Annotated in this window: 16 protein-coding genes and 1 other RNA gene; all 17 read left to right on the top strand. The window is 66.3% G+C overall.

Annotated features, from left to right (window positions below; genetic code table 11):
• The 17 genes from ACOQPD_RS03920 (at position 1) to rimP (ending at position 15,312) form a co-directional block, all read left to right on the top strand.
• Positions 1-1,206: a peptidoglycan DD-metalloendopeptidase family protein gene (locus ACOQPD_RS03920; RefSeq protein ID WP_420613597.1), complete on the top strand. Its 1,206-nt coding sequence runs from the start codon at positions 1-3 to the stop codon at positions 1,204-1,206.
• 22 nt (positions 1,207-1,228) lie between these two features.
• Positions 1,229-1,708 carry an SsrA-binding protein SmpB gene (smpB, locus tag ACOQPD_RS03915; RefSeq protein ID WP_420613596.1) on the top strand — a complete coding sequence of 160 codons (480 nt, stop codon included), beginning with the start codon at positions 1,229-1,231 and terminating at the stop codon, positions 1,706-1,708.
• Between the two features lie 74 nt (positions 1,709-1,782).
• Positions 1,783-2,139: a transfer-messenger RNA gene (ssrA, locus tag ACOQPD_RS03910) on the top strand.
• Positions 2,140-2,404: 265 nt separating this feature from the next.
• On the top strand, positions 2,405-3,049 hold the full coding sequence (gene pdxH, locus ACOQPD_RS03905) for a pyridoxamine 5'-phosphate oxidase (protein ID WP_420613595.1): 645 nt from the start codon (positions 2,405-2,407) through the stop codon (positions 3,047-3,049).
• Complete coding sequence (locus tag ACOQPD_RS03900) at positions 3,046-3,459, top strand: M67 family metallopeptidase (RefSeq protein WP_420613594.1); 414 nt, start codon at positions 3,046-3,048, stop codon at positions 3,457-3,459. The genes pdxH and ACOQPD_RS03900 overlap by 4 nt, the downstream gene beginning before the upstream one ends.
• Positions 3,460-3,499: 40 nt before the next feature.
• Positions 3,500-4,426, top strand: coding sequence for a tyrosine recombinase XerC (locus ACOQPD_RS03895; protein WP_420613593.1), 927 nt, complete (start codon positions 3,500-3,502; stop codon positions 4,424-4,426).
• A gap of 167 nt (positions 4,427-4,593) precedes the next feature.
• Positions 4,594-5,322 (top strand): 30S ribosomal protein S2, encoded by a 729-nt coding sequence (gene rpsB, locus ACOQPD_RS03890; protein WP_420613592.1) that lies wholly within the window; start codon positions 4,594-4,596, stop codon positions 5,320-5,322.
• Between the two features lie 74 nt (positions 5,323-5,396).
• Entirely contained in the window at positions 5,397-6,017 is a 621-nt protein-coding gene (locus ACOQPD_RS03885; protein WP_420613591.1) for a translation elongation factor Ts, read from the top strand.
• 145 nt (positions 6,018-6,162) lie between these two features.
• The gene (gene pyrH / locus ACOQPD_RS03880) at positions 6,163-6,873 is read left to right on the top strand and encodes a UMP kinase (RefSeq protein WP_420613590.1); all 711 of its coding nucleotides are present in this window, start codon (positions 6,163-6,165) and stop codon (positions 6,871-6,873) included.
• Positions 6,874-6,899: 26 nt separating this feature from the next.
• Positions 6,900-7,442: a ribosome-recycling factor gene (locus ACOQPD_RS03875; protein ID WP_420613589.1), complete on the top strand. Its 543-nt coding sequence runs from the start codon at positions 6,900-6,902 to the stop codon at positions 7,440-7,442.
• A 79-nt stretch (positions 7,443-7,521) separates the two neighbouring features.
• Positions 7,522-8,631, top strand: a complete 1,110-nt coding sequence (locus tag ACOQPD_RS03870; RefSeq protein ID WP_420613588.1) for a phosphatidate cytidylyltransferase — start codon at positions 7,522-7,524, stop codon at positions 8,629-8,631.
• A complete protein-coding gene (gene dxr / locus ACOQPD_RS03865; protein WP_420613587.1) occupies positions 8,628-9,761 on the top strand; it encodes a 1-deoxy-D-xylulose-5-phosphate reductoisomerase in 1,134 nt (377 codons plus the stop codon). Before ACOQPD_RS03870 ends, dxr begins: the two co-directional genes overlap by 4 nt.
• Before the next feature lie 10 nt (positions 9,762-9,771).
• The gene (locus ACOQPD_RS03860) at positions 9,772-10,881 is read left to right on the top strand and encodes a M50 family metallopeptidase (RefSeq protein WP_420613586.1); all 1,110 of its coding nucleotides are present in this window, start codon (positions 9,772-9,774) and stop codon (positions 10,879-10,881) included.
• Between the two features lie 217 nt (positions 10,882-11,098).
• Positions 11,099-11,350, top strand: a complete 252-nt coding sequence (locus ACOQPD_RS03855; RefSeq protein WP_420613585.1) for a hypothetical protein — start codon at positions 11,099-11,101, stop codon at positions 11,348-11,350.
• A gap of 319 nt (positions 11,351-11,669) precedes the next feature.
• Positions 11,670-12,875 carry a flavodoxin-dependent (E)-4-hydroxy-3-methylbut-2-enyl-diphosphate synthase gene (gene ispG / locus ACOQPD_RS03850; protein ID WP_420613584.1) on the top strand — a complete coding sequence of 402 codons (1,206 nt, stop codon included), beginning with the start codon at positions 11,670-11,672 and terminating at the stop codon, positions 12,873-12,875.
• A gap of 36 nt (positions 12,876-12,911) precedes the next feature.
• Positions 12,912-14,609, top strand: coding sequence for a proline--tRNA ligase (locus tag ACOQPD_RS03845; RefSeq protein ID WP_420613583.1), 1,698 nt, complete (start codon positions 12,912-12,914; stop codon positions 14,607-14,609).
• Between the two features lie 37 nt (positions 14,610-14,646).
• Positions 14,647-15,312 (top strand): ribosome maturation factor RimP, encoded by a 666-nt coding sequence (rimP, locus tag ACOQPD_RS03840; protein ID WP_420613582.1) that lies wholly within the window; start codon positions 14,647-14,649, stop codon positions 15,310-15,312.
• Positions 15,313-15,316 lie beyond the last annotated feature (4 nt).

Below are 15,316 nucleotides of genomic sequence, written 5' to 3'. Positions count from 1 at the left end.
GTGCGCCGGCGCAGGCTGGTCGGGGGATTGGTCGTGGCCGTGCTGGGGATCACCGCAGCCGCACCGGTACTGGTCAAGGCCCAGAACGAGGAGGATCGCCTTTCCCAGGTAGAGCGGCAGATGGCCGAACTGGAGCGCCTGATCGAAGGCGCCGAGGCGGAGCGCACGGCCTACGTCGAGCTGATCGAGGAGACGGAGCTCCGCATGGAGGAGCTGAGGGTCCGGCTCTGGGCGGCGGAGGACCAGCTGACCTCGGCGGACGCGGCGCTGGCGGTCAGCCAGGATGCATTCACAGGCCTCAGCCGCCGGGTCAGGTTGATGGACGCCGAACTGGCCAAGACCAGGCTGGACCAGCGAACAACAGGGGAGTCGCTGCGGGATCGGACCGTCGAGATGTACATGAGCAGCGCCACCGGCATCAATTCCCTGTTCGCCGGTGCGTGGGACCCGGAGTCCAACTCGATCAGGCTGGAGTATTCCCGCCGCCTGCTGGAGGACACGGAGTTGCTGCTCCATTCGCTCGAGATCCTGGAGCGCCAGGAGGTGACCCGCCAGCAGGAACTGGTCCGGGAACAGGAGCGCGAGGCGGAGCTGCTCGCCCGGCTGCTGGAGGAGCAGGCCCTGGCCGAGCAGTACCAGGCGGAGGTGGCCCTGGCGCGGGAGCAACTCGGCGAGGAGCTGGTCGAGCAGGAGGCGTTGCTGGCCGAGGTGATGGGTGAGATAGAGGACCACGAGGATCACGTGGCTGCCCTCGAGGCCGAGTCCAAGCGGATCGAGCTCGAGATCCTCCGGCGCCAGGTCCGGGAGGGACGAGCGCCCGGCGTGCTGGCCTGGCCGGTGGGCGGCGCCCTCACCTCACCCTACGGTTGGCGCGTCCATCCCATATTCGGGGACCGCCGCCTCCACACCGGGATCGACCTGCGAGGCAGCACCGGAGAGCCCATCCATTCCGCCGCCAACGGGACGGTGATCCTGGCCGGGGTGTGGGGGGGCTACGGGCGGACCGTGGTGGTGGACCACGGCGGGGGCCTGTCGACCCTCTATGCCCATGCGTCGCGGATCGCGGTGAGCGAGGGCGCGCGGGTCCAGGCCGGCGATGTGGTGGCGTACGTCGGATGCACCGGCTTCTGCACCGGCCCCCACCTGCACTTCGAGGTGCGGGAAGTCGGCAGCCCGGTCGATCCCATGCTCTACCTTCCGCGCTGACGTCGGTTCATAGGGTGAGATCGTGAATCCGAAGGATAAGGGCAAGGGCTCGCGCATCGCCGCCAACCGCCGGGCGCGGTTCGACTACGTGTTCGAGGAGGAGTACGAGGCCGGCATCGTGCTGACCGGCTCCGAGGTGAAGAGCCTGCGGGCGGGCCAGGTCCAGCTGCGAGAGGCCTACGGCCTGGTACGCCGCGGCGAGATGTGGCTGGTGGGGATGCACATCGCTCCCTACGAGATGGCCCGTCACGGTGGCCACGAAGCCAAGCGTGAACGCAAGCTGCTCCTCCACAGCCGGGAGATCGAGCGGATCAACCGGCGTGTTCAGGAACAGCGCCTCACCATCGTGCCGATCAGGATGTACTGGAAGAACGGGCGGGTAAAGGTGCTGATCGGGGTCGGACGGGGGTCCCGCCGCTACGACAAGCGGGAGAAGTTGAAGGCCCGCGACATGGAGCGGGAGGCCCGCCGGGCCATGTCAGACCGCCGCCGCTCGGGATGAGCGATTCGCTGATGCGCCACCGCCGTGGCTGGTTGTCACGGGGTGGGTGTAGACTGGTCGAACAATCTCCCATTGGGGGTGAACAGGTTTCGACGTCGGTAATAGAGGTGTCGGAAGCGAGCCGAGGTCACCGGAGTCCTCGTTAAATAGTCGGTAACAACCATAAGTGCCAAGCCAAACCTTGCACTGGCTGCCTAGAGAAAGGTAGCCCGTCCCCCGGAGGGGTTCCTGCCCCCTTCGGAGTGGGCGTCGTTTAGCAGGATGGGCTCTCCGGGATGCCCGGACCGGAGAGTCGAGATCAATCCGGGTGTAGGGCGGACGGTCACTCGCCGATGGAGTCCGACCGCCTGAAGGCTCGCCATCGGCTGCGCTCGGAGACGCCGCCACCGAAGTACCGACGGACCGGGGTTCGATTCCCCGCACCTCCACCACGACCTCCCATGCATGGATGCGGCTGCCTATGTCCATTGGCCAATGCCGTCCATCATTAAGCTGAAGCTAGCCATTGAACTATCACCAAACGATACATCGGACAGCCCACAAACGGAACATTGATAGCTCGCCAAACGACGCACCGGGCGGTAAGTGATCGGCTCGGGCTTTCCGTGGGGCGGACTGCGCGATAGTTAGCCTGGCCATCAATTCTCGATCGCATTGAGGAGTTTGGAGCCCGGCGGCGACAATAGGGAAGGGTTGATGGTTGATCGGAGGATGGCTCGTCTCCGGGAGGAGTACGAGACGGAGGGGCTCTCGATGGGGGAGGCCGATCCGGACCCGGTCCGCCAGTTCGACCGCTGGTTCAACGAGGCTGTGGACGCGGGGATGCCGCAGGCCAACGCGATGACGGTCGCCACCGTTGACGGCCGGGGACGTCCCTCGGCCCGGGTGGTGTTGCTCAAGGGGTACGACCGGTCCGGGTTCGTGTTCTACACCAACCTCGGGAGCCGCAAGTCGGAGGAATTGGCGGCCAACCCGCGGGCGGCCCTCTGCTTTCTCTGGCTGGAGCTGCACCGCCAGGTCAGGATCGAGGGGCCGGCGGCGGCGGTCAGCGATGCAGAGTCTGATGAGTACTTCGCCTCGCGTCCCCGCGGCGCCCGGATCGCGGCCGCTGCTTCCCCGCAGAGCCGGGAGATACCCGACCGGGCCGCGCTCGAACGCCTGGTGACGGGCAAGGAGGCCGAGTTCGAGGATGGTGAGGTGCCCAGGCCGGCCCATTGGGGAGGTTGGAGGGTCCGTCCCGAACGGTTCGAGTTCTGGCAGGGCAGGCGACACCGCCTGCATGACCGGGTCGTCTACCTCGCTGAAGGAGGCGGTTGGCGAAAGGCGCGGCTGGCTCCGTGATCGCGGCCGACGCCCGACTCCTGCCGGCGATGGCCAGAACGATGATCGCCCATGCCGCCGAAGCCAGTCCCCGGGAGGCCTGCGGCCTGATCGCCTATGACGGCGCCGGCCGTCCGGTCCGTCTCTATCGCACCACCAACGTCCACCCCGATCCGGATCGCTTCGAGTTGGACCCTGTCGAGCACTTCGGGGTGGTCAAGGAGGCGGACGAGTGCGGATGGAGGATCGGCGCGGTCTACCACTCCCACCCGCATGGTCCGGCCCGTCCGTCCGCCACCGACCTGGACGCAGGGATAGATCCGGACTGGATTTCGTTCGTCATCGGTCGCGATCGGACCGCGAAGTGGGTCATCCGGGCCTACAGGATGGCGGACGGGCATGCGACCTCCTTGGGCGTCATAGCCCCCTGACCAGACCCAATGCACCGCATCGGGGCCGGAATCGACCAAGATGAGCACTATGGCGGCGACCCCGAAGAATCCACCGAGCCACGAACCCGATCCGATCCCATGGTGGGATGCGGACCTGGGCGCGTACCTGTCCCGCCTGGAGAGCCAGCGGGGGCTGTCGGAACACACGGTGGCCGCCTACCGGCGCGATCTCACCCAGTTCTTCCGCCATGCCGAGGGCCGGGGCCTCGACTCATTGGCCGGTATCGACCGGACGTCGATACGGATGTTCCTGGCCCACCTCGACGGCGAGGGTTACGCCCGGCGCTCGGTCGCCCGCAAGATCTCAGCCATCCGGGCCTTCCTCTCGGATGGGGTCAGGAGAGGCATGCTCAGCGCCAACCCGGCCGATGGTATCGCCCGTCCCAAGTCCCGCCGGACCCTTCCCAAGGCCCTAACCCAGCGGGCTGCAACCTCGCTGCTCGAAGCGATCGACGGGGACGATCCGAAATCCCTGAGAGACCGGGCCATTCTCGAAACCCTTTACGCCACCGGCTTGCGGGTATCCGAGCTGGCCTCCCTCACCATGGAGGGTACGGTCGGGCTGGATCGGTTGGCGGTCGAGGGGAAGGGCGGCCGTCACCGGATAATCCCGTTGGGGGCGCAGGCCAGGATCGCCATCGACCGCTATGTGCGGGCGGGCCGGCCCCTTCTTCTGGACGAGCGTCCCACAGATGCCCTGTGGGTAGGTGCACGGGGAGTGCCCATGAGCCCCCGGACACTGCGCCGGACGGTGCGGGACCGGGCGGGCACCTTTCCGCACGCACTACGCCATTCCTTCGCCACCCACCTGCTCGAGCGGGGGGCCGATCTGACCTCCGTCCAGCAACTCCTGGGCCATGTCGAGTTGGGGACCACCCAGATCTACACCTCGGTCACCCGCCATCACATGAGAGCCACCTACGAACGGAGCCACCCCCGGGCGTAGTTGGAGTGGCCACCGGCCACTAGTATCCATCCGATCACGCACGTTCACTGCAGCCTCCCGCGGTCGAGCCAGCAGGCTCGGGGAGGTTCGGAAGGGGAGCACGGCACGGCCCGGCGCCTCGCTTTCGAGAAGGGTGGGCGGAGGAACAACCGAAACAGGAGGCACTGTTGTCTGCCGTCACGATGAAGCAGCTACTCGAAGCCGGAGTTCACTTCGGCCACCAAACCCGGCGCTGGAACCCCAAGATGGCCCCGTACATCTTCGGAGAGCGCAACGGGATCCACATCATCGACCTGCGCCGGACGCTGGAGGAGGTCCAGAGGGCCCACGCCTTCGTCCGGGATCTGGTCGCCGAGGGCGGTGCCGTCCTGTTCGTGGGCACCAAGAAACAGGCCCGTTCCGCCGTAGAGGAAGCCGCCCAGCGGGTCGACATGCCGTACGTCAGCTTCCGCTGGCTGGGTGGCATGCTCACCAACTTCAAGACCATCAACCAGCGCATCTTCTACATGAAGGAGCTGGCGGCCATGGAGACCTCGGGCGACATGGAACAGCTGCCGAAGAAGGAGCGCCTCCGCCTCCGCCGCGAGTACGCCCATCTCCTGAGGACTCTGGGCGGCGTGGCGGACATGAGCGGACCCCCGTCGGCCGTCTTCGTGGTCGATCTGAACACCGAACACATCGCGGTGCGGGAAGCGGTGCGTTTGGACATTCCCGTGATCGCCCTGGTCGACTCCAACTGCAACCCCGACGACATCGATTTCATCATTCCCGGGAACGACGACGCCATCCGATCGGCTTCCCTCATCGCCTCGGCGATCGCCGACGCCTGCGTCGCCGGTAAGGAGAAGGCCCTGGCCGCCGCCGAGGGCCAGTCCGAGGAGGACGGCGACAGCTAGCGCTGCAGCCCCGGACCGCACAGACACCAAGCCACGAACCACCAACAGGAACCTGAATCGAAGGACGAGCAAAGATGCCACAGTTCACAGCCAAGGACGTACAGGCTCTGCGCAAGGCCACCGGGGTCGGCATGATGGACGCCAAGAGAGCCCTGGTGGACTGCGACGGGGACATGGACAGCGCGAAGGACCTGCTCCGGGAGAAGGGCCTGGCCGATGCCAAGAAGCGGGCCGGACGTGACGCCAACGAGGGCACCGTCGGCTTCTACGTACACCAACCCTCCGGTTATCCGACCGTCGGGGTGATCGTGGAGCTGGCCTCGGAGACCGACTTCGTCGCGAAGAGCGACCGGTTCCAGAAGATGGCCCGCGACGTGGCGATGCACATCGCCGCCGCCCAGCCCAGGTGGGTGCGGACCGAGGATGTGCCGGGCGATCTGGTCGACCGGGAGAAGGAGATGATTGCCAGGGAGGCTATAGCCTCGGGCAAGCCGGAGCGGATCGTCGAGCGGATCGTCGAGGGTCGGATCAAGTCTTTCTACAAGGACAATGTGCTCTACGAGCAGGAGTACATCAGGACCGATCAGTACGAGGGCAAGGTCGGGGACATGGTGACCGAGTTGGCAGCCTCGATGGGCGAGAACATCGGCGTCCGGCGGTTCGCCCGCCTGGCGGTGGGCGAGCAGGACGTCTAGCGGTCTGCCTGGGGATAACTTGGTGTGCTTCACGGCCGTAGGCCTCCCGTCCCGGGCGGGTCTCGCCTGTGGCAAACTGCATCGTGTGAAAGTTGATGCCTCCAGTGCGAACCCTCCCGTTCCGGGTTCCTCGGAACCCGGCTAGATGGCTCCTGCCCGCCGGGTCCTGCTGAAGCTGTCAGGGGAGGCCTTTGCCGATCCAGCGATCGGCTACGGCATTTCTCCCGAGACAGTGCTGGGGGTCGCGAAAGAGATCGCCGAGTCGCAGAAGGCCGGGCACCAGATCGGGATCGTGGTGGGCGGCGGCAACATCTTCCGGGGTGTGTCCGCAGCAGCCACCGGCATGGACCCGGCCAACGCCGACTACATGGGAATGCTCGCCACCGTCATCAACGCCCTGGCCCTGCGCGACGCGGTCGAGGCCCGGGGTGTGGAATGCCGGGTGCAGTCGGCGATCACGATGCAGCAACTGGCCGAGCCCTACATCCGCTTGCGAGCCATCCGCCACCTGGAGAAGGGCCGTTCGGTGATCTTCGCGGCCGGCAGCGGTAATCCGTTCTTCACCACTGACACGGCCGCCGCCCTCCGGGCGGTCGAGATCGGCGCCGAGGTGATGCTCAAGGCCAGCAAGGTAGAGGGGATCTACTCCGCGGATCCCGAGCTTCATGAGGATGCCCGGCTGCTGGACCGGATCAGCTATATGGAGTTCATCAACGCGGGACTCAAGGTGATGGACACCACCGCTGTCACGATGTGCATGGACCACCGGCTGCCGATCGTCGTGTTCCGGTTGCTGGATCCCGGTAACATCCGGAGGGCTGTGAGGGGCGAGTCGATCGGTACCCGGGTGTGTTGAGACACACCTTGAGAGGAGGTTGACGGATGCTGGATGAACTGCTCGAGGATGCCGAGGAGCGAATGGCGGCGGCCGTGAAGCACACGCAGAGCGAGTTCGCGACGCTCCGCACCGATCGGGCCAGCGGGGCGGTTCTCTCCAGGGTCATGGTCGAGTATTACGGGGAGAAGGTGGCCCTTCTGGAGCTGGCTAGGACCGCCAGCCACGAGAACCTGCTGGTGGTGATCCCTCATGATTCGAACGATCTGGTCGCCATCGAGCGGGCCATCCGCCTGTCGGGCCTCGATCTGAACCCGGCCAGCGACGGGAAGGTGATCCGCCTGGTCTTCCCTCCGCTCACCGAGGAGCGACGGCGTCAGCTCGTCAAGATGGCCCGCAGCATGGCGGAGGAGGGCCGGATCGCCATCCGCCACATACGGAGGTCGACCCGCAGCGACCTGGGGGAACTGGGCGATTCGGAGGACGAGATCTGGAGGTCCGAGAAGCAACTCCAGCAGCAGACCGACCGCCATATCGCGATGACGGACGAATTGCTCGCCAACAAGGAGCGGGAACTCCTCCAGATCTAGCGCTCTCGGTTCGGAATAGCCGCGTGATCGGCTCTCCAGGGGGTATTCTGGACCGAGTTCCCTGAGGAAACGGTTACGCATGGTTGGTGACGGCACCGATCCGCCCCCCGAGTTAGGTGAAGAGGAGGCTGGGGATCAGCCTGCCGGCTCCGAGGCTTCTACTCCGGAGTCCGACGAGTTCACCGACCGCGACTACATCCGATCAACCACGAGGGAATACAAGGGCCTGGCCGAAGCGGTAGCGCGGGCAGGTGAGGAGGATGTCGAGCAGTCGGCAGTGGCGGAGTCCATCCCGGGGGTCGGCACCAGTGTGGTCGGTTTCGAGGATGTGACCGGGGTCGAGGAGGAAGACCCGGAGCAGATCGAGCAGATCGACCGGGCCCGCCGTTCCGAACTAGCGCTCCGGATCGCCACCGGCCTGGCAGCGGTCGCGGTTTTCTTCGGATCCCTTTACGCGGGGCCGCTATGGGTCACCCTGTTCGTCGTCATCCTGATCCTGGTGGCGGTGGCGGAGTTCTATCAGGGGGTTCGCCAAGTCGGCTTCACGCCACTGGCCTTCATCGGCCTGCCCGGGGCCGCGGCGGTCATGTACGTGGCCTGGAACTCCGGACCCTCCGCAGTGGGCGGGGTGCTGGCAGCCGTGATTCTGGCGTCGGGCCTGTTCTCCGTGGTGGCCGGCCGGAACTACCCGCTGGCCAACATCGGGGTTACGGTCCTCGGCGTGGCCTGGGCGCCGGTTCTGGCCTCCTTCGCGGTGCCGATCTTCCGGTCCCCCGAAGCGTGGGGCTTGACCACCGGGCTGGTGGTGTTGACCGCTCTCAACGACATTGCCGCCTTTTCCTACGGGCGCACGCTCGGGAAACGCCGCATGGCCCCCACCCTCTCGCCCAACAAGACAGTGGAGGGGTTCCTCGGCGCCACTGTCATCACCGTGCTGGCCGGGGTTGTCATCGGGAGGTTCGGGTTGCTGGAGCCGCTCACCATGCAGTCGGCCACAGCACTGGCCGCGGCCATCAGCGTGTTCGGACCCATCGGCGACCTGGCCGAGTCGGCGGTCAAGCGGTCCATCGGCATAAAGGACATGGGTAGCAGCCTGCCCGGCCACGGTGGGGTGCTGGATCGGCTGGACTCCTTCGTGTTCGCGATTCCTACCGCCTATCTGGTGTATCTCTGGTTCGGACACCTGTGAAGCCCGTTGTCGTCCTGGGGGCGACGGGGTCCATCGGTCGCCAGACACTGGAAGTTGCGGACCGCCTCGGCGTTCGAGTTGCGGGACTGGCGGCGCGGCGAGCAGGGGACGACCTCGCCCGGTTGGCCGCGCGCTACCCGCGTGCCGCCGTGGTGGCGGTGGCGCCCGATCCTGACGGCCATGACCGCTTTGGCCGTCAGTTCGCCGATCGCTACGCCTCCGGCGCCGCAGCGCTGGTGGAAATGGCTCAGCACCCCGGCACGACAGTGGTCAACGGGGTGGTGGGGTCGGCGGGTCTCGAAGCTTCCATAGCCGCGCTGGAGGTCGGTAACCGTCTCGCTCTGGCCAACAAGGAAAGCTTGGTCGTGGGTGGGGAGCTGGTGATGGCGGCCGCCCGCCACGGTGAGCTGGTCCCGGTCGACTCGGAGCACTCCGCATTGTTCCAGTGCATGGTCGGGGAACGGATTCCCGAGGTCTCGCGCCTGGTGTTGACAGCTTCCGGCGGTCCCTTTCGAGGCCGCGACAGGGAGCGGCTGGGCCGGGTGGGAGTCGATGAGGCCCTGGCCCACCCCACCTGGAACATGGGGCCCCGGATAACCATCGACTCGGCCACGCTGGTGAACAAGGGCTTGGAGGTCATCGAAGCTCACTTCCTGTTCGGCCTGGCTTTCGACAAGGTGGATGTGGTGGTCCATCCGCAGAGCATCGTCCACTCGCTGGTGGAGTTCGTGGACGGATCGCTGAAGGCTCATCTGGGCGCCACCGACATGCGGATCCCGATCCAGTATGCCCTCACCTACCCGCAACGCTCACCTGGTGGCTTCCCCGCGTTCGACCTGACCCGGTCCGATCTGACGTTCGAGGCGGTTGACCGTAACGCCTTTCCTGCGCTCGACCTCGCCTACGCCGCAGGAAGGGCGGGCGGAACCGTCCCGGCGGCCTTCAACGCCGCAGACGAGGTGGCCGTGGCCGCCTTCCTGGAGCGGCGGATCGGGTTTCTCGACATTCCCGCCGTGATCGCCGAGGTACTCGAGGGTCATCAGGCAATGGAAGCCTCCTCGATCGGTGTAGTGATCGAAGCCGACCGGGCTGCCCGGCGAGCCGCTCGCGCCGCAGTGGAGCGCCGGTAGAGGAGGGAGTTTGGTCGGCGGAGTACTGATGGTGGTGGCCATCTCGGCGTTCATCGTCGTGCACGAGGCCGGCCACTACTGGGCGGCCCGCGCCACCGGGATGAAGGCCACCGAGTTCTTCCTCGGCTTCGGGCCGCGACTGTGGTCGTTCCGCCGTGGAGAGACCGAATTCGGCGTGAAGGCACTCATGTTCGGCGGCTACGTGCGGATCGCCGGCATGACCATCGGCGAGAGGATCGACCCGGCGGATGCAGGCCGCGCGTACCGGGACCAGCCCTTCTGGAAGAAGTCGGTGGTGGTCCTGTCCGGGGTGACGCTCAACCTCCTGACCGCATTCCTGCTGCTGTTCGGCCTGTTCTGGTACTCCGGCGCCGCCGAGTTGACCACCGCAGTGGAGAGGGTGAGCCCCGAGATCTCCCCGGGCGTGCCCAGTCCGGCCGCCGTCGCCGGCGTGCTGGACGGAGACGTCATGACCGCCATCGACGGTGTCGCCGTGGACGGTTGGGAACAGGCCGTGCAGCTGATAATGAGCCGCCCGGGCGAGACCGTCGCCCTCGAAGTGATCCGCGACGGCCGTCTCCGCTCGCTGACGGTCACCCTGGGCTCCTTCCATCCCCAGACCGGTGAAGCCGTCGGCTTCCTAGGGGTCTCGCCCGAGGCGCGGCGGGTCTCGATCGGGCCCGTCACGGCCGCCGGACGGGCCCTCACTGCGGAGTGGGCGATCATCTCCGGCGCGTTGGACGCCATATCCCGCATCGTCCGGCCCGGATCGCTGCTCGAGCTGGGCGGCGTGCTGGCCGGACAGAGCGACGTTCCTGAGGAGATCCGACCGGTCAGTCCCATCGGTCTGGTCAGGATCGGTACCCAGGCGTCGGAGGTGGGCATCGGCAACCTCATCTTCATCCTGGCGGTGGTGAACGTCACCCTGGCCCTGTTCAACAGCGTGCCCCTGTACCCGTTGGACGGCGGACATTTCGCCGTGGCCCTCTACGAGAAGGTCACGGGCCGGCGGGTGGATCACCGCAACCTGGTTCCCATAGCGGCGGTGGTGATCCTGTTCATGCTGTTCCTCGGCCTGGTGGCGATCATTCTCGACATAGTCAATCCGCTGACTCTCTAGCCAACTAGCCAGTGGCCGGCTGCCAGTGGCCAGTTTGCGGCCTGGAGGTGATCAAGTTCTTCGGGCTTGTCTTCGTCGCCGTTCCGGTTGCTGGGCGCCGTGTACATCGTCGAAAGCACCTGGCCCTGTCCGATCATGTGTCGACAGTTCTGTATGATCGGCGAGGTATCTGTATGATCAGCCAGGGTACGCGTACTCCAGGTGGGGGGGGCCGATCATGTTGAGGGAGTTTTTGAGGCCGATTCTTTCGGGCGGCGCCGGATTTGTCGCGTTTCTCACCATAATGCCTAGCGGCTGTATCGATATTGATGGTGTCCCTGCTTGGGAGAGATGTGTGTCGATGATCGGCGTGCCACTCCTGTTTGACTGGGATGTACCCCACATATTCGTGCTTGTGGGTCCCCTCTCCCTCAGCGTTGGGGTCGGGTGGCTGGTCTGGTGGTTGCTCGGCAAAGCTCTCCGGATGTGAAGGCCGGCGGTCTGGTATCCCGACACGTCTACACCCGCCCTCTGGCCAGTCGAGCCAGGCGCCCGCTTGGCCCAGTGGCCGGTTGCCTGGCTTGTAGTGGCCGGTGGCCGGTGGCCGGTGGCCGGTGGCCGGTTGCCAGTGGCCAGTGGGCCACCTGGAGTTGATCGAGTTCCTCTGGCCTCCAGACCGAGTGTCTTGCTCTTAACAGTCCCGTATTACAACATTCACTGACCACTGACCACTGACCACTGACCACTGACCACTGACCACTGACCACTGACCACTGACCACTGACCACTGCTAGTAACATGGCAATCTGATGGACCACCGCGATCGAACCAGGCAGATTCACGTGGGTCGCGTGCCGGTGGGGGGCGGCGCCCCGGTCTCGGTGCAGTCGATGACCACCACCAAGACCGCCGACGTGGACGGCACCCTCGCCCAGGTATACGCACTGGCCGGCGCAGGCGCCGACATCGTCCGCATCACCTGCAACGATGTCGCGGCCGCCGAGGGGCTGGCCGAGATCGTGCCTCGTTCGCCGGTGCCGATCATCGCCGACATCCATTACCAGTACCGCCTGGCGCTGGCGGCGCTCGAAGCCGGTGTGCAGGGCTTGCGGCTCAACCCGGGCAACATCCGGAAGCCTCACCAGATCCGGGCGGTGGCTCGCGACGCCAAGGACCGGGGAATCCCGATCCGGGTGGGCGTCAACGCCGGCAGCCTGGACCGCGATCTGATGGCGCGATACGGCTCCGCCACGCCCGAGGCGCTGGTGGCGTCGGCGCTCAAGGAGATCGAGTACCTGGCTGAGGAGGACTTCGACGACATCAAGATCTCGGTCAAGCACTCCCATGTCCCGTCCATGGTCGACTCCTACCGCCTGCTGGCCGACACGGTCGGCTACCCGCTCCACCTCGGGGTCACCGAGGCGGGCCCTCCACCGGGTGGACTGATCAAGTCGGTGGCCGGCATCGCCACCCTGCTGCTCGAAGGCATCGGCGACACCATCCGCTTCTCGCTGACCGCTGATCCCGTGGAGGAGGCCAAGGCCGGGCGGCAGCTCCTCGAGTATCTCGACCTGCGGGAGCGTACCGGGTTGGACCTGATCGCCTGTCCCAGCTGCGGGCGAGCGGAGGTCGATGTGCTGGAGGTCGCCCAGACAGCCCAGGCCAGGCTGGAGGAGGCGGAGCTCCCCATCCAGGTGGCCGTTATGGGCTGCGTGGTGAACGGACCCGGCGAGGCTCGGGAGGCCGACCTCGGGATCGCCGCCGGGAGGGGCCGCGGGCACCTGTTCATCAAGGGGAAGGTGGTTCGGGTGGTGCCGGAGGACGAGATGGTGGACGCCTTGCTCGACGAGGCCCGCAAGCTGGTCGACGAGGGCGTGGAGGCCCGGATGGCCGCTGCAGACGATAGGGCCGCCGACCTGGCCGCCCAGGACCGCCAGGTGCTGATAAGCATCCAGGGGGATGCCAACCGGGCCGAGGCCCGCCGCGCCGCGGTGGCCGACATCGCGGCTCGATGACCGCCCGACTTCTCTGATTACCACGTAGGAGTTCCGGTGCGCTGGTCACGGACGTTCATTCCCACCCTCCGCGACGATCCGGCGGATGCGGTTGCCGCCAGCCACCGCCTGCTGGTCCGGGGCGGTTTCATCCGCCAGCTCATGGCCGGCTCCTATTCGATGCTCCCGCTCGGAATGCGGGTCGCCACGAAGGTATCCGACATCATCCGGGAGGAGATGAACGCCATCGGCGGCCAGGAGTTCCTGGCGCCCGTGGTCCATCCGGCCGAGCTGTGGAAGAAGACCGGCCGGTGGGACGACGTAGAGGGGATCATGGTCAAGTTCGAGGATCGCCGCGGCGCCGACCTCGTGCTAGCCCTCACCCACGAGGAGGTGTTCGCCCACCTTGCCTCTGAATTGAACTCCTACCGGGAGCTACCCCAGCTCTGGTACCACCTCCAGACCAAGTTCCGGGACGAAGCCCGGCCCAAGTCCGGCCTCCTCAGGGTGCGGGAGTTCATCATGAAGGACTCCTACTCGCTCGACGTGGGCCCCGAGGGCCTAGACGTCCAGTTCGAGGCTCACCGGGGCGCCTACGACCGGATATTCGCCCGCTTGGGTCTCGATTCCATCCAGGTGGAGGCGTCCTCCGGCAACATGGGCGGCAGTGACTCCGTGGAGTTCGTGGTCCGCTCGGGCGCGGGCGAGGATCGCGTCGCGCTCTGCGACAGCTGCGGATACGCCGCCAATCTCGAACGGGCGGTCAGCGCACCCGACGACGTGTCCGACGACCCTTGGGAGGGACCGCCCGAGTCCTTCCCGACCCCCGGGGTCCGCACCATCGCTGCGCTGACCGCGATGGGACGATTCACGGCCGCCCGGCGCCAGATCAAGACCCTCGCCTACTACGTGGGGGAAGAGTTCACCCTGCTGGTTCTGAGGGGCGACCACGACCTCGAAGTCCAGAAGCTGGTGGACGCGGTGCCCGGCGTGGTCCGTCCGGCGACCGCGGAAGAGATCGTCGACAGGCTCGGCGCTCACCCCGGGAGCCTTGGCGCGGTGGGGGTGGATTATCCCGTGATCGCCGATCCGGTCCTCCGGGGGCGCTCCAACATGGTGACCGGCGCCAACGAGGACGATGTTCACCTTCGTGGCGTGGATGTGGAGCGCGACGTCCCGGTGGGCAGGTGGCTCGACATGCGTTCGGTGCGGGAGGGGGAGGCTTGCCGGAGTTGCCAATCCGGCTCCCTCTCGTTGTCGAGGGTCATCGAAGTGGGTCATATCTTCAAGCTTGGCCTCAAGTACAGCGACGCCCTCGGGGCCAGCGTGCTCGACGAGACTGGCCGGCCCACGCCAATCGTGATGGGTTCTTACGGGATCGGTGTGGGGCGGTCGATGGCTGCTGTGGTCGAGGTCAGCCATGACAGCAAGGGAATCATCTGGCCGGTCTCGGTGGCGCCGTTCGCAGTTGTGATCACCCTGCTGAGACCCGACAACCCGGCGGTCGGCCAGGCGGGAGAGAGCCTTTACCGTGACCTCACCGACGCCGGGATCGAAGTCCTGCTGGATAACCGCAACGAGCGTCCCGGCGTCAAGTTCGCCGATGCCGAGCTGGTAGGGATCCCTTACCGGCTTACGGTAGGTCCCCGGGGCATCAGGGCCGGGGAGGCCGAACTGGTTGCCCGCGACGGCTCGGTGGCCGAAACCGTTCCCGTGGATCAGGCGGTGGCGCGCCTCGTCGGGCTGGTGTCATAGCACTCCTGCCCAGGTCTCGTTCGGTAGGACAAATGCTATGATTCGACTCAGACACTCGAAGGACGTGACTTTGTGCTACAAGGTGGGCGCCCAGCCCGCTTTTTTTATTGTAGAAACCGGTTGGCCGGCGTATTCCACCGCGCCGGAAGCCCGTCATGCCTCCATACCGCACCAGATGGAGACGCTCACTTCAGGAAGAGCCGGGGGCTCGAAGCCGACCATGACTATTGAGGAGCGGCTGGAAGACCTGTTCGAGCAGCATCTCGCCGGCCAGGGCCTGGAGCTCGATTACCTCCAGGTGGCCGGCCGAGGTCCGCGGATCGTTCGGGTAATCGTCGATCGCGACGGCGGGGTGGGGGTCGACCAGTTGGCGGCCGTGTCCCGCTCCCTATCACGGCAACTCGACCGTCTCGATCCCTTCGAGGGCTCCTATTCCCTGGAGGTGTCCTCGCCCGGGCTCGAGCGCACCCTTCACCTTCCCCGCCATTTCAGCAAGTCGATCGGTCGGGACGTGACCATAAAGACCGACGTAGAGGTAGCGGGTTCCCGGCACCATCGTGGCGTGCTCGAGGCGGCCGATTCGGATGGTTGTGCCGTGCGGGTCGACGGTGAGACGAGGCTGATCGGTTACGGGCAGGTGCGGTCGGCGCGCACGCGGTTCGAGTGGAACAAGCAAGCCAGGGCGACCAGGAAGTCGGGGTAACGGG

Origin of the sequence: Candidatus Spongiisocius sp., assembly GCF_965221825.1 — a bacterium.
Classification (GTDB): Bacteria; Actinomycetota; Acidimicrobiia; order Spongiisociales; family Spongiisociaceae; genus Spongiisocius.
This window is presented reverse-complemented; position numbering and strand designations above follow the sequence as displayed.